The 21902-nt window shown below is 64.9% G+C and carries 17 protein-coding genes, 1 other RNA gene, 1 pseudogene and 1 riboswitch; of the genes and pseudogenes, 15 read left to right on the top strand and 4 right to left on the bottom strand.

Features of this window, described 5'->3' with window-relative positions; genetic code table 11:
• Positions 1–285: 285 nt before the first annotated feature.
• Both acs and ASF90_RS05085 read left to right on the top strand, forming a co-directional pair.
• The gene (acs, locus tag ASF90_RS05090; RefSeq protein WP_055846763.1) at positions 286–2229 is read left to right on the top strand and encodes an acetate--CoA ligase; all 1944 of its coding nucleotides are present in this window, start codon (positions 286–288) and stop codon (positions 2227–2229) included.
• A 318-nt stretch (positions 2230–2547) separates the two neighbouring features.
• On the top strand, positions 2548–3216 hold the full coding sequence (locus ASF90_RS05085; protein ID WP_055850166.1) for a response regulator transcription factor: 669 nt from the start codon (positions 2548–2550) through the stop codon (positions 3214–3216).
• Positions 3217–3764: 548 nt separating this feature from the next.
• On the opposite strand, the gene ASF90_RS05080 is transcribed toward ASF90_RS05085, so the two are convergent.
• On the bottom strand, positions 3765–4670 hold the full coding sequence (locus ASF90_RS05080) for a DUF4424 domain-containing protein (RefSeq protein WP_055850164.1): 906 nt from the start codon (positions 4668–4670) through the stop codon (positions 3765–3767).
• A 712-nt stretch (positions 4671–5382) separates the two neighbouring features.
• On the opposite strand from ASF90_RS05080, the gene ASF90_RS05070 reads away from it, so the two are divergent.
• Positions 5383–5946, top strand: coding sequence for a TlpA disulfide reductase family protein (locus ASF90_RS05070; protein ID WP_193552647.1), 564 nt, complete (start codon positions 5383–5385; stop codon positions 5944–5946).
• Between the two features lie 3 nt (positions 5947–5949).
• Positions 5950–6153 (top strand): hypothetical protein, encoded by a 204-nt coding sequence (locus tag ASF90_RS05065; RefSeq protein ID WP_039421648.1) that lies wholly within the window; start codon positions 5950–5952, stop codon positions 6151–6153.
• Positions 6154–6701: 548 nt separating this feature from the next.
• On the opposite strand, the gene ASF90_RS05060 is transcribed toward ASF90_RS05065, so the two are convergent.
• The gene (locus ASF90_RS05060) at positions 6702–8327 is read right to left on the bottom strand and encodes a family 43 glycosylhydrolase (RefSeq protein WP_055846754.1); all 1626 of its coding nucleotides are present in this window, start codon (positions 8325–8327) and stop codon (positions 6702–6704) included.
• A gap of 420 nt (positions 8328–8747) precedes the next feature.
• Between ASF90_RS05060 and ASF90_RS21510 the strand changes: the two genes are divergently transcribed.
• From ASF90_RS21510 to ASF90_RS05035, 7 genes and pseudogenes are all read left to right on the top strand, one after another.
• A complete protein-coding gene (locus ASF90_RS21510) occupies positions 8748–8993 on the top strand; it encodes a hypothetical protein (RefSeq protein ID WP_115559875.1) in 246 nt (81 codons plus the stop codon).
• Positions 8990–10000, top strand: a complete 1011-nt coding sequence (locus ASF90_RS05055) for an aldo/keto reductase (protein ID WP_055846751.1) — start codon at positions 8990–8992, stop codon at positions 9998–10000. The genes ASF90_RS21510 and ASF90_RS05055 overlap by 4 nt, the downstream gene beginning before the upstream one ends.
• On the top strand, positions 9997–10869 hold the full coding sequence (locus ASF90_RS05050; protein ID WP_055846749.1) for an amidohydrolase family protein: 873 nt from the start codon (positions 9997–9999) through the stop codon (positions 10867–10869). Before ASF90_RS05055 ends, ASF90_RS05050 begins: the two co-directional genes overlap by 4 nt.
• Positions 10866–11630, top strand: a pseudogene (locus ASF90_RS05045) (2-keto-3-deoxy-L-fuconate dehydrogenase); the annotation flags it as partial. The gene ASF90_RS05050 and the pseudogene ASF90_RS05045, both read left to right, overlap by 4 nt.
• Before the next feature lie 35 nt (positions 11631–11665).
• Positions 11666–11741: non-coding RNA, sX9 sRNA (locus tag ASF90_RS21505), on the top strand.
• Positions 11742–11976: 235 nt separating this feature from the next.
• Positions 11977–12834, top strand: a complete 858-nt coding sequence (locus tag ASF90_RS05040; protein WP_055846745.1) for a fumarylacetoacetate hydrolase family protein — start codon at positions 11977–11979, stop codon at positions 12832–12834.
• A 500-nt stretch (positions 12835–13334) separates the two neighbouring features.
• Positions 13335–14657, top strand: a complete 1323-nt coding sequence (locus ASF90_RS05035) for an L-fuconate dehydratase (protein ID WP_055846742.1) — start codon at positions 13335–13337, stop codon at positions 14655–14657.
• Positions 14658–15152: 495 nt separating this feature from the next.
• Here ASF90_RS05035 and ASF90_RS05030 read toward each other — a convergent pair whose 3' ends face one another.
• Positions 15153–15512, bottom strand: coding sequence for an L-fucose mutarotase (locus ASF90_RS05030; protein ID WP_055846740.1), 360 nt, complete (start codon positions 15510–15512; stop codon positions 15153–15155).
• A gap of 2 nt (positions 15513–15514) precedes the next feature.
• Positions 15515–16816, bottom strand: a complete 1302-nt coding sequence (fucP, locus tag ASF90_RS05025; RefSeq protein WP_055846738.1) for an L-fucose:H+ symporter permease — start codon at positions 16814–16816, stop codon at positions 15515–15517.
• Between the two features lie 179 nt (positions 16817–16995).
• Here fucP and ASF90_RS05020 point away from each other — a divergent pair, with 179 nt between their 5' ends.
• The 4 genes from ASF90_RS05020 (at position 16996) to ASF90_RS05005 (ending at position 21503) form a co-directional block, all read left to right on the top strand.
• Positions 16996–17745 (top strand): IclR family transcriptional regulator, encoded by a 750-nt coding sequence (locus tag ASF90_RS05020; protein ID WP_055846734.1) that lies wholly within the window; start codon positions 16996–16998, stop codon positions 17743–17745.
• A gap of 113 nt (positions 17746–17858) precedes the next feature.
• The gene (locus ASF90_RS05015; protein WP_055850161.1) at positions 17859–18983 is read left to right on the top strand and encodes an AraC family transcriptional regulator; all 1125 of its coding nucleotides are present in this window, start codon (positions 17859–17861) and stop codon (positions 18981–18983) included.
• A gap of 130 nt (positions 18984–19113) precedes the next feature.
• Positions 19114–20583: a S41 family peptidase gene (locus tag ASF90_RS05010; RefSeq protein ID WP_055850159.1), complete on the top strand. Its 1470-nt coding sequence runs from the start codon at positions 19114–19116 to the stop codon at positions 20581–20583.
• 164 nt (positions 20584–20747) lie between these two features.
• A riboswitch (yybP-ykoY riboswitch) is annotated at positions 20748–20951 on the top strand.
• Positions 20922–21503 (top strand): manganese efflux pump MntP family protein, encoded by a 582-nt coding sequence (locus tag ASF90_RS05005; protein WP_055846732.1) that lies wholly within the window; start codon positions 20922–20924, stop codon positions 21501–21503. (Overlaps the previous riboswitch by 30 nt.)
• The last annotated feature ends 399 nt before the right edge of the window (positions 21504–21902 follow it).

Below are 21902 nucleotides of genomic sequence, written 5' to 3'. Positions count from 1 at the left end.
CCCCAATGAAGGCCTCGCGCTTGATGGCGATGCTGTGCGGAGCGTGAGGCAGTCCGCGGTTTGCAGCCTATTCGCCTTTGGTCGTAGCTGCAACGCAGCATTCCACAAGGTGACCGATGGTCGCACCAGGACCCGCAATGGATGTGCGCCAGCGCACGCCTTAGGTTACGACCATGGTCTAACGCGCCGTTGACCGCCGGGACAGAATGGATGCGGCACACTGATCGCCTACCGAGGGCAGCTGCCGTGCCCTCTCCCAACAAGTTCATCGCAAGTGAGGGTGCCATGGCTGATGTTTATCCCGTCGATCCCGCGTTCGCCAAGGGCGCACGCGTCAATGGCGAGCAGTACGCAACGCTGTACCGCGAATCGATCGAGCATCCCGAGCAGTTCTGGGGCAAGGCCGCGCAGCGGCTGGACTGGTTCAAGCAACCCACCCAGGTCAAGGACGTCAGCTTTGCGCTGGACGACTTCCATATCCGCTGGTTCGGCGACGGCGAGCTCAACGCCAGCGTCAACTGCCTGGACCGCCAGCTCGCCACGCGCGGCGACAAGACCGCGCTGCTGTTCGAGCCCGACAGCCCGGATGCGGCGTCCTACCCGGTCACCTACCGCGAGTTGTACGAGCGCGTCTGCAAGCTCGGCAACGCGCTGCGCAACCTCGGCGTCAAGAAGGGCGACCGGGTCACCATCTACCTGCCGATGATCGTCGATGCGGCCGTGGCCATGCTCGCCTGCGCGCGCATCGGTGCGGTGCACTCGGTGGTGTTCGGCGGTTTTGCCGCCAACTCGATCGCCGACCGCGTGATCGACTGCCAGAGCAAGCTGATCATCACCGCCGACGAAGGCCTGCGCGGCGGCAAGAAGATTCCGCTCAAGGCCAACGTGGATGCGGCGCTGAAGATTCCCGGCACCAACACGGTCGAAACCGTGCTGGTGGTGCGCCATACCGGTGGCGCGGTGGACATGCAGGCGCCGCGCGATCGCTGGTTCCATGACGTGGTCGATGGCCAGCCGGCCGAGTGCGAACCCGAGCGCATGAACGCGGAAGATCCGTTGTTCATCCTCTACACCTCCGGTTCCACCGGCAAGCCGAAGGGCGTGCTGCACACCACCGGCGGCTATCTGCTGTTTGCCAGCTACACGCACGAAGTGGTGTTCGACCTGCGCGAAGACGACATCTACTGGTGCACCGCCGACGTGGGCTGGGTCACCGGCCACAGCTACATCGTCTACGGCCCGCTCGCCAATGGCGCCACTGCGGTGATGTTCGAAGGCGTGCCCAACTACCCCAACGTCTCGCGCTTCTGGGACGTGATCGACAAGCACCAGGTCACCTTGTTCTACACCGCGCCGACCGCGATCCGCGCGCTGATGCGCGATGGCGAAGCGCCGGTCAAGCGGACCTCGCGCAAGAGCCTGCGCCTGCTCGGCAGCGTCGGCGAGCCAATCAATCCGGAAGCCTGGCGTTGGTATTACGAAGTGGTCGGCGACAGCCGTTGCCCGATCGTGGATACCTGGTGGCAGACCGAAACCGGCGGCATTTTGATTTCGCCGCTGGCCGGCGCGGTCGACCTCAAGCCGGGGTCGGCCACGCTGCCGTTCTTCGGCGTGCAGCCGGCGCTGGTCGATGCCGAAGGCAAGATCCTGGACGGCGCCACCGAAGGCAACCTGGTGCTGCTGGATTCGTGGCCGGGCCAGATGCGCAGCGTCTACGGCGACCACCAGCGGTTCATCGACACCTATTTCCGCACCTATCCGGGCAGCTACTTCACCGGTGACGGCTGCCGCCGCGATGCCGATGGCTACTACTGGATCACCGGCCGCGTGGACGACGTGATCAACGTCTCCGGCCATCGCATCGGCACTGCCGAAGTGGAAAGCGCGCTGGTCTCGCACCCCAAGGTCGCCGAAGCGGCGGTGGTGGGCTTCCCGCACGACGTCAAGGGCCAGGGCATCTATGCCTACGTCACCTTGATCGCCGGCGAGAACCCCAGCGAAGAGCTGCACAAGGAGCTGGTGAGTTGGGTGCGTAAGGAAATCGGCCCGATCGCCTCGCCCGATCACCTGCAGTGGGCCCCCGGCCTGCCGAAGACGCGCTCGGGCAAGATCATGCGCCGCATCCTGCGCAAGATCGCCGAAAACGCACCCGATCAACTCGGCGACACCTCCACCCTGGCCGACCCGTCGGTGGTGGATTCGCTGGTCAATGAGCGGCTAACGCGCTGACGCGCGTTGGGAATGAGGAATCGGGATTGGGGAATCGTGAGAGCGGTTCCCTGAGGAGTGGGGAGTAAATCGTCGGATTGGGAATTCGTAAAAGCGGGTTCCCGACCCCTACATTTGTTCATAGCTGCCAATTCTCATCTTCAACGTCACCGCATCGTTGCTGTTTGCTGTTTGCTGTTTGCTGTTTGCTGTTGCTGTTTGCTGTTTGCTGTTTGCTGTTTGCTGTTGCTGTTGCTGTTGCTGTTGCTGTTTGCTGCGCTGCTCTTCGCTGTTGCCTTTGCGATTCCCGATTCCCGATTCCCCACTCCCGGCCCCTCAATGACCACCCTGCTGATTGCCGATGACCATCCCCTGTTTCGCGAGGCCTTGCGCGGGGCGGTGCAGCGGGTCATGCCGGGCGTGCAATTGTTCGAAGCCGACAACGTGGATGCGTTGTACACGCTGGCCGATGCGCAACCGGACGCGGACCTGCTGTTGATGGATCTCAACATGCCGGGCGCGCAGGGCTTCAGTGCGCTGGTGCATATGCGCTCGCTGCATCCGCAGTTGCCGGTGGTGGTGGTGTCCGCACGCGAAGAACCCACGGTGATGCGGCGTGCCATCGACCATGGCGCGTTCGGTTTCATTCCCAAATCCGCCGACTCCGACACCATCGGCCGCGCGCTGGCCACGGTGCTGGATGGCGAACGCTGGATTCCCGCCGAAGCGCAGAATCTGCCGCCCACCGATAGCGAAGAGCGCGAGGTTGGCCAGCGGCTGCGCGATCTCACCCCGCAACAATTCCGCGTGCTGCAGATGCTGGGCGCGGGGCGGCTCAACAAGCAGATCGCCTACGATCTGGGCGTGTCCGAAGCCACCATCAAGGCGCACGTCACCGCAATCCTGCGCAAGCTCGGCGTCACCAACCGTACCCAGGCCGTGCTGATGGCCGGCAAGCTCGCCATCGACTCCGACGGCATCGTGTTGCCGCCGCCGGAAGACGACTGACGCGCGCAGCGGTGTGTCTGCCGGCGTTGGGGGTGGTCGGGAAAGCCCGGTCGCGCCCGGGTGCGCTCCCGCGAGTGATCCCACTACTTCTGCCGTCCTCGTTGGTGGGCAATCGATAGATTTTCTCTGCCGTGCAACGCGAAGCGACACGACACGACACGACACGACACGACATCAGCGTAGGAGCGCACCTGGGCGCGATGGGCGTTACCGGTAAAGCTTGTTTTGCAGAAGAAACCTGACGCGCATTGGCACGTGCGACTGTGATGGGCGTTACCGGTAAAGCTCCATCGCGCCCGGGTGCGCTCCTACGTGTGATCCCACCACGTCTGCCTTCGTCGTTTGTGGGCACGATAGATTTGCTATGCCGTGCAACACGACACGACACGACACCAGCGTAGGAGCGCACCTGGGCGCGATGGGCGTTACCGGTGAAGCTTGTTTTGCAACAGAAACCTGACGCGCACTGACGCGTACGACTGCGACGGACGTTCCCGGTAAAGCTCCATCGCGCCCGGGTGCGCTCCTACGTGTGGGGCTTGTGGCGTTTACTCCGGCGCGCGCACGAACAAGACGTTCAGATCGCGCATCGGTACGAAGTTGGTCTGCTTGAACTGGAAGGTCAACGGGTCGATCTTTTTCAGCTCGCCGTCGAAGCACAGACTCAGGATGTCGCTGGCGGTCTGCTTGCGGATGGTCAGCTGGAAGTCCTTGATCGGGCCGTTCCAGTTCTTGCCGGTGGTGAGCACGTAGCGCAAGTTGGCCCAGGCCAGACCGGACTGGCCTTCACGGCGCTGCATGCTGGTCTTGGTGGCCGGTTCGATGCAGGAGTCCTTTGCATAGGACTCCAGCAGATACGTGCTGGGCTGCGGTACGCCGGTGGACAGGCTGGGCGCATACGCATGCCGGATCTGCACGCTGCGGCGCGCCGGAAATACCTGTTGCCAGACGAAGTACTCGTTGAGGGTGAAACGCGGCTGCGCGTCGGCATCGACCCAGCGCGCGGGCAGTGGCTTGCGGGCCTTGGGCGGGGTGCCGGATTCGGTGAAGGCCTCCACATCGTCCTGGGTCCACCCGGTGGCAGCAAACGCCTTGGAGATGTCGCTGCCGTCGTCCAGCAACACCACCAGCTTGCGCGTGGTGGCGATCGGCTTGCCGTCCACCCACAATTTGAAGTCGGTGAGTTCGCTGTGGTCGGCCATGCCGAAATACATTGGCGGCATCGGGAAGGCCACCGGCACGCTGAGGTCGCGCTCGCTGTTGTTGGTGAACACATAGTCCACCTGCACGCGTTCTTCGCTGAGCAGCAGCGCTTCCTTGTCCATGCTGATGTCGGGCTGGTGCAGCAGCCGGATGGTGCCGTTGTCGTCGCCAAAACTACTGTCGTTGGCGTGCGCTGTCGCACAGACGAACACCGCCAGCAACAGCCAGCGCGCCATTGAATCCTTGTGCATCGCTCCCCCAAAACCGGCACGCACCGACGCGCCGCACTGCACAGCATGCCATGCACCGCGCACTGGCAGATGGCAGCGCGCGACAGCTACGCGCGCACTTGTCGCAAGACCTGCCTGCAGCACTATTTGCGCAAACCGTCCACGTGTCGTTGCCCAACGGTGGCAAGCCCAAGCGCACCGGCCTGATCGCATCGGTAGACAGCATGGCGCGACTGCTGCGTGCGTTACCAGTCGCAAGGCCTGCCTGCAATCGCGCTTGCACAAACCGCCCGCATGTCAGCGCACACCAATGGCAGGCGCAAGCGCACCGGCCTGATCGCATCGGCAGATGGCATGGCGCGACTGCCGCGTGCATTACCGGTCGCAAGGCCTGCCTGCCGCACTATTTGCGCAAACGGCCCGCGTGTCATTGCCCAACGATGGCAAGCCAAAGCGCACCAACCTGATCGCATCAGTAGATGGCATGGCGCGACTGCTGCGTGCGTTACCGGTCGCAAGGCAGTGGTTGCAGCCGTGTTTGCGCAAACCGCCCGCATGTCATCGCCCGACGGTGGCAAGCCCAAGCGCACCGGCGTGATCGCATCCACACCTGCGCACCGCGCGACATCGCAGTTGTCGATATCACCATTGACCATGAGCTGATGCCTGGGCAAGGCTCGGGCATCAAGGACGCTTTGGAGCTGGCATGGCGCGACGTTTTCCCTGGCTATGGATCGGCCTGCTGATGGCCTGTGCATTGATTGCGGCGCTGGCGTGGCAAAACCGACAACTGCGCGTGCAGCAGCAATGGCTGCAGACGCGCATCAGCACGCCGTACGAAGGCATGTACGTGCCGCGCATCGAGGCGGTGGATGCCGAGGGTCACCGCCATCTGCTGGGTGCGCCGCAGGGGCCGGCGCAGGTGCTGTTCTTTTTTACGACCACGTGTCCGTACTGCCAGCGCTCGGCACCGACCGTGCTGCGCGCGGCGCGGCAGTTGCAGGCCAACCTGCCGGGCCGACCGCAATTGCTGGGTGTGTGCCATTGCGATGCGGTGCAGGCCGCGCGCTATGCGCATGTGCATGGCTTCGATTTTCCGGTGGTCACGTTGACCGATCGTCGCGCGCTGATGCTGTTCCGTGCGCGCAACGTGCCGCTGCTGATGGCCATCGATGGGGACGGGCGCGTGCGCCATTCCCATGTTGGCGTGTTCGATACCACGGAGCGGGTGCAGGACCTGGTCGCCGCCTTGGGCCGCACGGATGCGCCAGCGGCTTTTGCAACGTTGAGGGAGTAATGCATGAAAAAGCGTTGGGTAAGCTTGCGCAGTGCGTTGATGGCAGCGACGTTTCTGGCCAGCACCGGCTTCGGTGCGTTCCAGGTGATGGCCGTGGACGGCGCACAGCCGAAGGCCGAGTCGTGTAGTGCATGGGCCTGCAAGGCCGAGTGTCCGGAGTTCGGCGGCGATTTGGGACAAGGCAACGTCTGCTACTGCTGCGGTTGAGTCCAGCGGCGGGGCCATCAAGGCCCCGCCCTCTGCGGTGACGCGCACGCGCCCAGCTTGGCGTAGAACCGCTGAAACTACTGCTGCAAGACCAGCGCGATCTGCTCGTTGATGCACTGGAATCCGCATGCAGTGCGCGTGCAGTTCGGCGTCGCGGATCAGTTGACGAGGTCTCTCACTCGTTCTCTTCGGCATCTTGCACGGCACACGCAGCGGCGCTGTCAGCGTGCTGACTACGCTTGCAAACTACGATGCGTCAATCGACCGTTTCCGTGCCCCGTTGCGGCATAGCGGGAACCCACCCCACATCGTCGCGGCATTGAGAAGCCGCAGGCATGCAAGGCAATACAAGAGCCCGCGCGGCAGACATACTCGATGTCTCCACGATTTTTTTGGCAGGTGCAAGGATTGCCTTGAGAGGTCGACGAAGGCGTCTGCTTTCAAACATCGGATCGGGCTGACGGTATCTCCGACAGCCATCCTGAAACCGAAACGCTGACAACACGCAGGATCACTGCGCAGCATCAGCCGTCAGTGCTCAGCCACGCTCAGCCCAGCGCGCGATACCTAAAGTCACGCAACACCACCTCGCCCTGCTGCGCGGCATACACGCCCAGCTGCAGGCTCAAGAAGCCGCCGAACACGTTGTGGTGGAATCCGGACACCTCCATGCGCGTGGGATGACGCGTCCACTGCAGGCCGTCGTCGAACGAATACGCAAAGCTCACGATGTGGCGATCGTTGGTCAGCCGCACGCGGATGCGGCGATGCGTGTTGGGCGCGCGTGCCCACACCAGTTCTTCGGAATATTCGTAGGTCTTCATGGTGTCGGCGGTGAAGCCGATGCCGACGAAGGCCTTGTGGTTGTAGAACAGCAGGAGGCCGCCTTCGGCATTGCCGACCAGCTCCAGCGTCACCTCAGCCGCGTAGGCGCGGTCGGGTACGCCGCAGGTCAACGGTGCGCTGTCGATGGGCGATGTGCCTGCGCAGGTCAGCGTCAATGCCTTGTTGGCCCGCCGCACGCGCGCCTGCTCGCCGGGCTTGGGCGCGTGCAGGCTCCACTGGGTGCCGAATCGGTCGGTGGAAAAGTCATCGGACAACGCGAAGCCGCTCGCCACATTCGCACTGCCGGTGGCAGCGCGTGCCGGCGTGCGCAACGGCTTGGACAGGTCGCCGCCAGTGGCGCGAAACCAGCCGTCGGCGGTCCACTCGATCGGCTCCAGCAGGGTCTGGCGCCCCAGGGTGCGGAAGCCGTTTTCGTAGCCGTGATAGACCAGCCACCAGTCGCCGCGTGGGCCTTGCACCAGCGTGGCATGACCGCGCGACCACCACGGCTCCTGTTCGGACAGCGTGCGCACCAGCGGGTTGCGCGGGCAGTGTTCCCACGGCCCGTGCACCGAGAGCGACCGCGCGGCGATGACCATATGCCCGGTCACCGGCCCGGCGGTGCCACCGACGGCGGTGACCAGATACAGCCAGCCGTTGTGCCAGGTGAGCTTGGGGCCTTCGGGCGCGAAATTCTCCACCACCCAGTCGTCGGGATAGCGCCACGGCGCGTAGGCCGGTTCGAGTTGCCCATCGGTGGCCAGGCCGTCGTCGCGCAGGCCGATCTTGCGGATGCCGTTGACGAACAGATAGCGCTTGCCGTCTTCGCCGACGACATGGCCGGGGTCGATGCAGCCGGCGATCTTCAGATCGATCGGCGCGCTCCATGGCCCGCGAATGTCATCGGCCCAGATCACGAAGATCGACCAGCCCTTTTCGTCCGGATTGGCCGGGATGTAGATGAAGTAACGGCCAGCGTGCTTGCACAGATCCAGCGCCCAGATCGTGCCCAGTTCCTGGCGCAGCGCCGGGCCGATCGGGGTCCAGTTGACCAGGTCGGTGGAGTGCCACAGCACGATGCCCGGATACGAAAAGAACGACGAAAACGTCATGTAGTAGTCGTCGCCATCCTTGAGGATGGTGGGGTCCGGGTGATCGCCGGCCACGATGGGGTTGAGGTAGGTGCCGTTGCCCAGGTCGGCCTTGCGCTGGCCCTCGATGCCGCGCGCCCACGGCGGCGGATGCGCGGCGCATGGCACGGCTGACGCCTGCGCGGCAGCCGGCAACGGCGCGACCAATGCGCCTGCGGCCAGCACCTTGAACAACTCCCGCCGTGTCGTGTCTGGCATGGCATCAGCTTCATCGGATCAAGGCTGGTATCTAGCCCTAGCCGCCGGTGCGAGGCAACCGCGCAGGCCGCGTTATAGGAACTGGTGATGCGGGGCCCGGATTTTGAAATAGCAGGGTTGGAGTGCGTTGCAATGCGAGGGGGCACGCCGCTGCGCTGTAGCGCAGGTGTCCAGACGGCGAAAACAGGCGCACTCGCACGATCAGCGCGGCGCTCCCCTTGGCCTGGAGAGCCGCGGGGCGATCTCTCCAGCGCACGCGGACAACCGAGTTCGAAATGGGGGCGAGGGTCGAAGACCATGCGGGTCTGGGTCATGGGTTCCACACGCCTGCCGGTCCGCCGGCGGCACCGGCGCAGCCGCACGAGAGATCCGAGTAGTCAGCGGAGTGCGGTGTTGCCGTTAGCCGATGGACGATGGACGATGGACCAGACGACCACAAGCGATGCGCGCACGAACAGAGAGAAAGCGACGCGCACGGCGCCCATCACCCAATCTCGTCAGCCGCCCTGGCTCGTCATGCTGCACTGCAGCGTGATCTGTTCATTGATGATTGCGATATTCATATGCGAACAGCCGGGCGCCTGCCGGCTGGTGGACGTTGCGATGCCCAGCTGCCCTCCAGATTTCATTCGCGCCTGCGCCACCCTTGCGGAGCGTGGCGCATGAGCGCCGTGGCACGGCAACGTCTGGGCCGTACCGACGTGCAGCTATCGGCGCTGGGCTTCGGCGCTGCGCCGATCGGCAACCTGTACACCGAGGTCGCCGAGGCAGACGCACTGGCGGCGGTGGCAGGCGCGTTCGAGGCCGGCATCCGTCACTTCGACACCGCGCCTTACTACGGCTACGGACTCAGCGAAACGCGCCTGGGCCGCGGCCTGGCCGGCGTGCCGCGCGCTGCCTACACGCTGTCGACCAAGGTTGGCCGCTGCGTCTACGACGACGCACAGGCCGTTGCCGGGCGCGACGGTTTTGCCGTGGCCGGCCGCCGCGCCGCATTCGACTACAGCGCCGACGGCGTGCGGCGCGCGTTCGCCTTCAGCCTGGAGCGCCTGGGCACCGACTACATCGACGTGCTGCTGTTGCACGACATCGGTGCGCTGACCCACGGCGACAACCACGCCCACGTGCTGCAGCAGGCCTTGGAGGAGGCCTTGCCGGCCATGGCGGAGTTGAAAGCGTCCGGTGCGTGCGGGGCGATCGGGCTGGGCGTCAACGAGCAGGACGTGGCACTGGAGGTGCTGGCACGCTTCCCGATCGACTGCGTGATGCTGGCCGGACGCTACACCCTGCTGGAACAGCACGGCGCGCGTGCGCTGCTCAACCAGGCGCAGCAACACGGCGTATCGATCCTGTCGGCCGGCCCGTACAGTTCCGGCCTGCTCAGCGATGCGCGCGGCCCCGGCGCCACCTATAACTACGCCCCGGTGGACACCGCCACCTTGCAGCATGCGCAGCGTCTGTATGCGGCCTGCGCGGCGTTCGAGGTGGATATCGGCGCGGCCGCCCTGCAGTTCCCGCTGGCGCATCCGGCGGTGACCACCGTTGTGGCCGGCATGCGCACGCTGGCCGAGGTGCAATCGGCCGCCACGCGCTTGCAGGCATCGATCCCGCCTGCGCTGTGGCAGCGCCTGCGCGATGGCGGCCTGCTCGATACGGACCTGCCCACGCCATGAGCCGCGTCGATGCGCATCTGCATTTCTGGCACCTGGCCCGTGGCGATTACGCCTGGCTGACGCCGGAGCTTGCGCCGCTGTACCGCGATTTCGCGCCGCACGATGTGGACGACGCGCTGGATGCGGCCGGTGTCGACAGCGTGGTAGTGGTGCAAGCCGCCGCAACCGAAGCCGAAACCTGTTACCTGTTCGAGCTCGCCCACGACGCGCCACGCATTGCCGGGGTTGTCGGCTGGACGGATTTTGCTGCGCCCGATGCCGCCGCACGCATCGGTGCACTGGTCCGCGCAGGCGGCGGTGTACTCAAGGGGCTGCGCCCGATGGTGCAGGACATCGCCGATGCGCAGTGGCTGGCAAGCCCCGCATTGGACGCCGCCTTCGACGCGATGCTTGCGCACGATCTGGCCTTCGATGCCTTGATCCGCGCTGTGCATGTGCCCGCATTGCAGGCGCGCTTGAAGCGTCACCCGCAGTTGCGCGTGGTCGTCGATCACGGCGGCAAGCCGCAGATTGCGGCCGGCGAATTCGTCGCCTGGGCCGCCGGCATGGCCGCGTTGGCACAGCATCCCAACGTGCACTGCAAACTGTCCGGGTTGCTCACCGAAGCCGCGCGCGGTGCCGGCATCGATGCACTGGAGCCGTATGTTGCGCATCTGTTTGCGCGCTTCGGTGCGCAGCGGCTGCTCTGGGGCAGCGACTGGCCGGTGCTGACCCTGCGCGCCGATTACGCGCAGTGGTTCGATCTTGCGCAACAGCTCGTCACCCGTCATGCCGCCGAACACGCTGATGCGGTGTTCGGCGACAACGCACGCACGTTCTATCGTCTGCCACGGCCGGCGGCCCCCACCCACGGAACCTTATCGGTATGACAGTCTCCATTCCCACCACGCCCAACACCCGTCTGCAGGGCAAGCGTTGCCTGATCACCGCCGCTGGCGCCGGCATTGGCCGCGAAAGCGCGCTGGCCTGCGCACGTGCCGGCGCGCAGGTGATCGCCACCGACATCGACGCCGCTGCGTTGCAGGCGCTGGCGTCCGAGTCCGATGCGATCACCACCCAGCTGCTCGATGTCACCGATGCCGCCGCGATTGCGGCGCTGGTCGCCGAACACGGCCCGTTCGATGTGTTGTTCAACTGCGCCGGCTACGTGCATCAGGGCAGCATTCTCGACTGCGACGAGCCGGCATGGCGCCGCTCGTTCTCGATCAACGTCGATGCGATGTACTACACCTGCAAGGCGGTGCTGCCGGGCATGCTCGAACGCGGCCGCGGCAGCATCATCAACATGTCCTCGGTCGCGTCCAGCATCAAGGGCGTGCCGAACCGCTTTGTGTACGGCGTAACCAAGGCCGCGGTGATCGGCCTGAGCAAGGCCATTGCTGCCGATTACGTGGCCCAAGGCGTGCGCTGCAACGCGATCTGCCCGGGCACCATCAAGACGCCGTCGCTGGGTCAGCGCGTGCAGGCCCTGGGCGGCGACGAACAGGCGGTGTGGAAGAGCTTCACCGATCGCCAGCCGATGGGCCGCCTGGGCGACCCGCGCGAAATCGCGCAGCTGGTGGTCTACCTGGCCTCGGACGAATCGTCGTTCACCACCGGCCAGACCCACATCATCGACGGGGGCTGGTCCAAGCCAGGCGGGCGCGGCCGGTGCTCGGAATCGGCATGTACCACCCGTACACTCCGGTTCCTCCGCGCCGTCCACACCCACCTGACGACTGCTCGCTACGCTTTGTTAGCCGCTCTAAATCCAGCCGACCACACTGCTGTGCAGCGGCCAGACCCATGGCCGCTCGCGATGGTGTCCCAGCTGCGCTGAATACCGCTGACAACACGCCGCATCGCACGCCTGAGGCGGCCTGTTGCCAGCACGCATCACTGACATTCCTGTTCCGAGCGCGTCGTCCACCTGCTGCTGAAACATCTTGCAACAGGCGGCGACTCGCTCCGATTCCTCCCCTGCAAAGGAAGACTGCATGAAACTCGTACGTATTGGCGCCGAAGGCCACGAACGTCCCGGCGTGATCGACAACGAAGGCCGCATCCGCGACCTGAGCGGTGTCATCGACGATGTTGCTGGTGAGCACCTCACCAATGCCGGCCTGCAAAAACTGCGTGCAGTGGATCTGTCCACGTTGCCGCTGATCGAAGGCGAGCAGCGCTATGGCGCCGCGGTGGGCCGCATCGGCAAGTTCATCTGCGTGGGCTTGAACTACGCCGACCACGCCGCCGAATCGGGCATGGAAGTGCCCAAAATGCCGATTCTTTTCATGAAGGCCACCACCGCGGTGTGCGGCCCGAACGATACCGTCATCATCCCGCGCGGCTCGGTCAAGAGCGACTGGGAAGTGGAACTGGGCGTGGTGATCGGCGATATCGCACGCGATGTGTCGATGGACGACGCACTGAATCATGTCGCCGGCTATGCGGTGATCAACGACCTGTCCGAACGCGAGTTCCAGCTCGAACACGGCGGCCAGTGGGTCAAGGGCAAGAGCGCCGACACCTTCGGCCCGATCGGCCCGTGGCTGGTCACCCGCGATGAAGTGGCCGACCCGCAAAACCTGTCGATGTGGCTGGAGGTTAACGGCCACCGTTACCAGAACGGCAGCACCCGCACGATGGTGTTCGGCGTGGCCGAACTGGTCAGCCACATCAGCCGCTACATGACGCTGATGCCGGGCGATGTGATCAGCACCGGCACCCCGCCGGGCGTGGGCCTGGGCCAGAAGCCGCCGGTGTATTTGAAGCCGGGCGATCTGATGGAACTGGAGATCGAAGGATTGGGGCGTCAACGTCAACCGGTAGTTGCGCATCCGCGCGATGCGGCCTAAAGCTCCTTTTCCCTTTCCAGGATTTTGGTCGCATTGCGTGCCAAGTTGCGCTCAACGCAGGTGGTAACGCCTCCGCACGACGCAGCTTAAAGCCCCTCTCCCCTCGGGAGAGGGGTTGGGGTGAGGGTACGTAGCGAGGTATCCGAACAATTCGTCGCGCTGTCGCGCGTTGTTGTTGGACGTGTTTCTAGACATGACGTGTCGGCACTTGTGTTGATCTGTCATGCGTATCTTTTTCTGGGTTGTAGCGGCGCGTTGAATGACCAAGCGCTGTAGCGCGTTGATATCGATGCGTCGTCAATCGTTTAGTGATTTTTTGTTGATCTGTGTTGCAAACGGATGTGTCACTGCAGCGCTTCAACACTTCCGGCGCTGCGCGTCCGTACCCTCACCCCCTCTCCCGGTGGGAGAGGGGCTCAAGCGCCCCTCTTCCCCACGCTCTTTTTCGCCCGTTTTCTATTTCCCGTTTCTATTTCCCGTTTCCATCGCCCAGGATCTCCATGAGCACCATCGTCGCCCTCGATACCCACGACGTCCGCTTCCCCACCTCGCGCGAGCTCGATGGGTCGGACGCGATGAATCCCGATCCCGATTACTCGGCCGCCTACGTCGTGCTGCGCACCGATGCGCCGGATGAACTGGCCGGTTACGGCCTGGTGTTCACCATCGGCCGTGGCAACGACGTGCAGACCGCCGCCGTGGCCGCGCTCGCCGAACACGTGGTCGGCCTGCGCGTGGAGGACGTCATCGCCGACCTGGGCGGCTTCGCGCGCCGGCTCACCAACGACTCGCAATTGCGTTGGCTGGGCCCGGAAAAAGGCGTGATGCACATGGCGATCGGCGCGGTGATCAACGCCGCCTGGGATCTGGCCGCGCGTGCCGCCAACAAGCCGCTGTGGCGCTATATCGCCGAACTCATACCCGAGCAGCTGGTCGACACCATCGACTTCCGCTACCTCACCGATGCGCTCACCCGCGATGAAGCGCTGGCCATGTTGCGCGCCGCGCAGCCGCAGCGCGCGCAGCGTACTGCGCAGTTGATCGAGCAAGGCTACCCGGCCTACACCACGTCGCCCGGCTGGCTTGGGTACTCCGACGAAAAACTGGTGCGGCTGGCCAAGGAAGCGGTGGCCGATGGCTTCCGCACCATCAAGCTCAAGGTCGGCGCCAACGTGCAGGACGACATCCGCCGCTGCCGCCTCGCGCGCGAAGCGATCGGCCCGGACATCGCGATGGCGGTGGATGCCAACCAGCGTTGGGACGTGGGCCCGGCGATCGACTGGATGCGCCAACTGGCCGAATTCGACATCGCCTGGATCGAAGAACCCACCAGCCCGGACGATGTCCTTGGCCATGCGGCGATCCGCCAGGGCATCACCCCGGTGCCGGTGTCCACCGGCGAGCACACTCAGAACCGGGTGATGTTCAAGCAGTTGTTGCAGGCCGGCGCAGTGGATTTGATCCAGATCGATGCCGCGCGCGTCGGTGGCGTCAACGAAAACCTCGCTATCTTGCTGCTGGCTGCCAAGTTCAACGTGCGCGTGTTCCCGCATGCCGGCGGCGTGGGCCTGTGCGAGTTGGTGCAGCATCTGGCGATGGCCGACTTCGTCGCGATCACCGGCCAGATGGAAGATCGTGCGATCGAATTCGTCGACCATTTGCATCAGCATTTCCTGGACCCGGTGCGCATCCAGCACGGCCGCTATCTTGCCCCACAGGTGCCCGGCTTCTCGGCAGAAATGCACGCGTCTTCGATTGCGGAATTCAGCTACCCGGATGGACATTTCTGGGTGGAAGACCTGGCAGCCAATCGACAGGGCTAACCAGCGCCCTCATCCGCCCTGCGGGCACCTTCTCCCGCTTGCGGGAGAAGGGAAGCGGGAGCGGGAGCGGGCAACGACGCAGCAGAGATCACTGCGAGCAACAAGATTCAGCCGCCGCGCCGCGCCATCGGCCGGGCCGAGCCAAGAGAAAGAGCAGTCATGACTGCGAGGGCGAGGGCGATAGCCTAGCCATGGCTGCGACCGGAAAGTCCGAGAACGCTAGCCTAGTCATGGCTGCGAGCGGAACATGCACGCTGCAGCCACTTCACCGCCTCCCCTTCTCCCGCCTGCGGGAGAAGGTGCCCGTAGGGCGGATGAGGGAGCGGGGAAGCAGAAATCACTGCGAGCAGCAAGGAAAGAGCCGTCATGACTGCGAGTCCGAGAACGCTAGCCTAGTCATGGTTGCGAGCGAAACATGCACGCTGCAACCACTTCACCCCCACCCTTCTCCCGCCTGCGGGAGAAGGTGCCCGTAGGGCGGATGAGGGATGCGACTCACCCTTGCGCCGCTACCGCCTCACTCAACGCAAAAATCCGCCCGGCCTCCCGCCACTTTTCCCCAGGTGCACTGCCTGGCAGCGGTTTCTGGAAGCGCCACATCAGGTCTTCCCACGCCTGGATGCGCGGATCGGCCGCATCGCGCGCGGCCTTGGCGGCTGGATCGTAATCGTCGCCCACCTCCATCAGCATCACCAGCCGATCGCCGCTGCGAAAGATCTCCAGTTCAAGAATGCCGGCCTGCTGTAACGAGGCCACCACTTCCGGCCACACCTCGGTGGGCTGATGCCAGCGCTCGTAGTCGGCGATCAGCGCAGCATCGTCGTGCAGATCCAGTACATAGCAAAGACGCGGCATGCTCAGGCTCCGGCAATCGCAGGCGCGGCACGACGTGCGCGCAACGCGAACAGCAAGATCACCGCAAAGCACGCGCCCGGCACCGCCATCGCCCAGTGAATGCCGGCCATGTCCGACACCGCGCCCATCACCGCCGTAAGCAGCGCGCCGCCGATGATCGACATCACCAGCAAGGAGGAGCCCAGCTTACGTGCGTCGTCGTGCATGCCATCCAGGCCCAGCGCAAAGATGGTCGGGAACATCACCGACATGAACACGCTTGCCGCCACCAGCGCGTACAACCCGGTCCAGCCGGGCAGCGCGATGGCAACCGCGCACAACACCACATTGATCGTGGCAAAACTCGCCAACAATTTCGCCGGTGCCAGATAGCGCAGCAATGCGGTGCCGACAAAGCGGCCGGCCATGAACAGCACCAGCGAGATGGTCAGATACGTGGCCGCGGTCTTTTCCGGCGTGCCCGGCACCGCGTCCTGCAGGTAGCGGATCAGATAACTCCAGATGCCGACCTGCGCGCCCACGTAGAAGAACTGCGCCACCACCGAAAACATGAAGCGCCGGTTGCGCAGCAATTCGCCGAAGCGTGCGCGTTTGGGCGCCACGCCGCTGTCGCTCTCCGGCGCGCCGGTGGGAAAACGCACCAGCGCGATCAGGATCGCCCACAGCACCACCACTGCGCCGATGATCAGGTACGGCATCTGCACGGCCGAGGATTCGGCAGCGAAGAACGCCTCGCGCGCGGCCGGCGCCATCGCCGCCAGCTCGGCGGGCGTGTGCTCCACACCGGAGAAGATGAAATGCTGGCCGACCAACACGCCGGTGATCGACCCCAAGGGGTTGAAGGCCTGCGCAAGATTCAGCCGCCGCGCCGCGCCATCGGCCGGACCGAGCACGGTCACCAGTGGATTGGCCGTGGTTTCCAGAAACGCCAGGCCACTGGCGATGACGAACAGCGCCAGCAGGAACAGCCAGTAGGTGTGCACCTGCGCGGCCGGGTAAAACAGAAACGCCCCGCACGCATACAGCAGCAACCCGAGCACCACCGCGGCCTTGTAGCTATAGCGGCGCATGAACATCGCCGCCGGCATCGCGAAGACGAAATAGCCCATGTAGAAGGCGCTCTGCACCAACCCGGCCTGCAGGTCGCTCAGCTCGAACGCCTTTTTGAACTGCTTGATCAGGATGTCGTTGAGGTTGTTGGCCATGCCCCACAAAAAGAACAGGCTGACGATCAACAACAGGGGAACCATGGCGGTACGCGCCAGGTTGCCGCGCGGTGACGCGGCAATGTCACTGTGATGCATGCGACCGATCCCCTCCCAAGGCTGTGGCGCTTGCGTTGCAATGGCGCGAGCGTACTGCGCACGCCAACGCCATGCAAATATAAAATCTTTGTTTATATTTGCACGCAAGCAGCCACCCTGACCCCTGCCGGCGATGCCTGTACCCTGGCGCGCCGCACCTTGCCTGGAATCGCAAACGGATGAGCCCCGAACCCGCCAAGTACCGCGCGCCGGCCCTGGACAAGGGGCTGGATATCCTCGAGCTTCTTGCCCGCCAGGCGCAGCCGATGAGCATGGGCGCGATCTCGCAAGGCATCGGCCGCTCGCGCGGCGAGATCTTCCGCATGCTGCAGGTGCTGGAAGAACGCGGATATCTCACCCGCGATGGCGAAGGCGACTACGTGCTGACCAACCGCCTGTTCATGCTCGGCATGCAGCAACCGCCGGTACAGAGCATCAGCGAGGCCGCGTTGCCGGTGATGCGGCGGCTGGCCGATGCGATCTGCCAGCCCTGCCACCTGGTGGCGCCCTCGGGCGACCAGATCGTGGTGATCGCGCAGATGGATGTGCCCAGCGATCTGGGCCTGGTGGTGCGCCCGGGCCATCGCCGCCCGCTGACCCATTCCAGCTCCGGGCTGGTGCTGTTCGCCTTTCAGCAACCGGAGGTGCAAGCGCGCTGGCTGGACATGCTGGACGCCAGCGAGGTGCCGTTCGAGCGTGCGCAGTTCCTGGCCGCCGCCGCGCAGGCACGCAACGAGGGCTACGCCATGCAACCCAGCGAAGCGGTGGTGGGCGTGGTCGATCTGACTGCGCCGATCCTGCAACGCGGCAGTGCGACCTACACGCTCACGGTGCCGTTTATCGCACGCCGCCCGGAACTGGTCGGCCCGCACGCGGCCTTGCAGGCGCTGTGCGCGGCCACGCAAGAAATTTCCAACGCGCTGCACTGACCTCAGGCAATCCACGCCGCCTGGCGCAGATGCCCAGGCGCGTTGCACAAGGCATCCCCCTATACTCGGCGCGGTCGACCACGCGGGATCGCATGTCCAGCCTCACGTTCGGGATGTGGAGCACCATCCTGCTGCTGGGCAGCGCGCATGGCGTGCTCGGCGCGGGCCTGTTGCTACTGGCCCCGGCCAACCGGATCGCCAACCGTTGCCTGGCCGCACTGCTGCTAGTGGTGGTGGCGCTGATGACGCCGTACACGCTGGGCTATGCCGGCGCCTACGACGCCTACCCTGACCTGACCTACGCGCCGCTGTTCTGGGAACTGGCGATCGGGCCACTGGTGTGGCTCTACGTGCGCCAACTGGCGCGCCGGCAGCTGCCGCGGCGCTGGGCGCTGCATCTATTGCCGGCGCTGCTGCAAGGCGGCTATTACACATGGCTGTTCACCTGGCCACTGCAACGCAAATGGGACTGGAACGCCGCCGTCCACGTGCCCTGGGTCGCCCCGCTGCAAGACGCCTTGGTGCTGGCGTCGCTGACGGCCTATCTGCTCCTGGCCTGGCGCGAGTATCTGGCCTATCAACGCTGGCTGGAACATCACAGCGGTGCACGCGAGGAGCTGCGCTTGCCGTGGCTGCGCGGTTTTCTGCTGGCCGCGTTCTTTCTGCTGGTGTTGCGGCTTGGCTTCACCGCCAGCGACCGGCTGTGGAAGCCGCTGTCCTATTTTGACGAGTTTCCGCGCTACCTGGCCACCGCAGCGCTGGTCTATTACCTGGGGCTGGAAGGCTGGCGCCATGCCCGCCTGCACTACCCGCCGCGCGATACACCGCTGATGCTGGAGACGCCGCCAGATCCGCCCGACCCGGCAACGCTTGCCGCGCCCCAGCCTGCGGCGGAAAAGGACTGGCAGGCGCTGGGGCAACGCGTGGCTGCCGAGGTCGCTGCGCACGGCTGGTGGCGCGAACCGGACCTCAGCCTGCCCGAGCTGGCGCGCCGCATGGGCACCAACAGCAACTATCTGTCGCGTGCGCTCAACGAAGGCCTGGGGCAGACCTTCAGCGCCTTCATCAACGCGCTGCGCATCGCCGCCGCCCAGCGCCTGCTGGCCGGCGATCAGGACATCCTCTCCATCGCACTGGCGGTGGGGTTCGGTTCCAAGGCCAGCTTCAACCGGGTATTTCGTGCCCACTTCGGCTGCACGCCCAGCGACTACCGGCGCGCGCAACGTCGCACATCCTGAAAATTTTTGGCAATTGGGCATTTGAGTCGCCCGCCACCGCGCAGCTGCCGATGCTGGCGACTCTTGCCCAGGAGCTGCCATGTCCCATCGCATCCGTCTTCTTTCAGTGTTGTTAGTGCTGCTCTGTCCGATCTGCGTCGCGTGGGCGGCCTCGCCCGCACCCGCGTTGACCCGCGACAGCCCACTGCCCGGTCCGGCGCTGCTGGCCGATATCGATGTGCTACGACAGGCCTATAGCGCACTGCATCCGGGCCTGTACCGCTACGCCACCGAGGCGCAGGTTGCGCAACGCTTCGCCGAGCTGCGCGCCGAACTGGCAGACGGCGCCACGCTTGGTCAGGCCTACCTCGCCATCTCCCGCCTGACCGCCAGCATGCGCTGCGGCCACAGCTTCCCCAATTTCGTCAATCAACCCGAGCCGATCCAGCAGGCTCTGTTCGGCGACGGCCGGCGCCTGCCGTTCCATTTTCGTTGGCTACAGGGCCGCATGATCGTCAGCCGGAATGGCTCGGATCAGCCCGGCTTGCTGCCCGGCACAGAAGTGCTGTCCATCGATGGCATTGCCACCTCGCAGATTCTGGCGGCGTTGATGACAGTGGCGCGCGCCGATGGCAGCAACGACGCCAAGCGCATCGCCCAGATGGAGGTGCAGGGGTTTGCGCAGATCGAGGCGTTCGATGCGTATCTGCCGTTGCTGTTCCCGCAGATTTCCGCCAACCCGGTGCTGCAGGTCCGCGCGCCCGGCGCCACCGCTCCACGCGCGCTACAGGTGCACGGCATCGACGCGGCGCAGCGCAATGCAATGGCGCCCAAACGTGCGCGCGACAGCGCAGCGCCGGCATGGACGCTGACGATGGACTCAGCCGATCTGGCGGTTCTGCGCATGCCGGATTGGGCGCTGTATGAAAGCACCTGGGACTGGCAGGCATTTCTGGCGCGCAGCTTCACGCGCTTGGCCAAGCGCAAGGTGCCTGCGTTGGTGATCGATCTGCGTGGCAACGAGGGCGGGCTGGACGTGGGCAGCGTGCTGCTGGGGTATCTGGCAGCAGGCGAGATCGCGGCGGCGCCGATGCGCAACCTGGTGCGCTATCGGCGCGTGCCCGATGCGTTGGCGGCCTACGTCACCACCTGGGATCGCAGCTTCCGCGACTGGGGCACGCGCGCGGTTGCCTACGACACGCGGTTCTACACGCTCAATGCGCAAACCGGCAGCGCTGCACAGCGCTACCTGCCATTGCGTACACCGCATTTCAGTGGTCGGGTGTTTGTGTTGATCGACGCCGAAAACAGCTCGGCCACTTTCGCGTTTGCGCAGCAACTACAGCGCAACGGCTTGGGCACGCTGGTCGGCCAGCCCACTGGCGGCAATCTGCGCGGTATCAACGGCAACGCGTTCTTCTTTTTGCACTTGCCCAACTCGCACATCGAGGTGGATCTGCCGCTGGTCGGGCAGTTCGCAACCAGCGCGCAACCCGATCGCGGCGTGCTGCCGGACGTGCCGGTGCAGATCACCGTGCAGGATCTGCAGGCCGGCCGGGATGTGGAAATGGACACCGTGCGTGCCCTGCTGGGTGGCCAGCAAGCGCGGCCGACACACTGACAGCGCAACCACCGGGCCGTGGGCTCGCGCATGGCTTTCCGGCCGCTCTACTGCGGCTGCAACCCCACCGATAGCCGCTGCATAGCCACGGCTATAAAGATCAGACCGACCTTCGCGTGCAGGCAAAACGCCCGAAAGCGGGTTTTGCGTTGTTACACTGCGCGCCCCTTGGGGAGTAGCCTGCTTTCGGTTATCGAAAGCGCCTGCATCAACATACTCGGCCGTTGCGCCGTGGTGCAGGCAACCAATCGTGGTTTGGCGAGACCAGCGGCATGCGCGTACGACGACGGTTGGCGCGGGCGCATGCCGTTGTGACCGTGCCCAGCCCGAGAGTGTCGATGTCTCCTTTTTCCATTGTGTTGATCGGTTTTGCGATGTCCACCGATGCGTTTGCCGCTGCGATCGGCAAGGGCGCGGCGATGCGCAAACCGCAGTGGCGCGATGCGCTACGCGCCGGATTGATTTTTGGGTGCATCGAAGCGATCACACCGGTAATCGGCTGGTTGCTGGGCCGCGCCGCGTCCAGCTATGTGTCCGCCTATGACCACTGGATCGCCTTCGTGCTGCTTGGCGCGCTGGGCACGCACATGATCGTGGCTGGCCTGCGCGCCGATCCTGACGATGCAGATGAGGCAGCCGATGCGCCGAAGAAAAACGGCCTGCTTGCACTGGCCGCCACCGGCTTCGCCACCAGCATCGATGCGATGGCAGTCGGCGTCAGCCTGGCATTTTTGGATGTGCACATCGGCGTGGTGGCCGTAGTGGTCGGCCTGTGCACCTTCAGCATGGTCACCGCCGGCATCATGCTGGGCCGCGCACTGGGCGCGCTGATCGGCAAACGTGCCGAGATCCTGGGCGGCGCGATCCTGGTGATCGTCGGCAGCGTGATCCTGTACGAACACCTCAGCGGCGCGGCGTAAGCCCCTGCGCACAGGGAATCTTTCGACTGCCTGTTTTCTGTAGGAGCGTGCCTGAGTTCATCGCGGCTATCGGGTGCGTACGCTCACTGGCAGTTCTTTCGTAGGAGCGTGCCTGCGCGCGATGAAGCGTTATCGGCAATGCCCCGTCGCGCGCAGGCACGCTCCTACGCTGCATTCGGGTGGAGACCCGTCAGCGCTTTTTCGCATCGTGGCGCGCGCTCAAGGATGCACGTAGTGAGGGGGGCTTTACCGGTTTGGTGAGCAAGCGGTAGCCGCATTGATGCGCAAGTTGCTCGCGTTCATCGTAAGCGCCATCCTCATTGCCAGTTCTTCGTAGGAGCGTGCCTGCGCGCGACGAGGCGTTATCGATAATCCCCCGTCGCGCGCAGGCACGCTCCT

It is taken from the genome of Xanthomonas sp. Leaf148, assembly GCF_001423585.1.
Taxonomy (GTDB): domain Bacteria; phylum Pseudomonadota; class Gammaproteobacteria; order Xanthomonadales; family Xanthomonadaceae; genus Xanthomonas.
The sequence above is the reverse complement of the archived record's forward strand: the minus strand, read 5'-3'. Positions and strand labels throughout refer to the sequence as shown.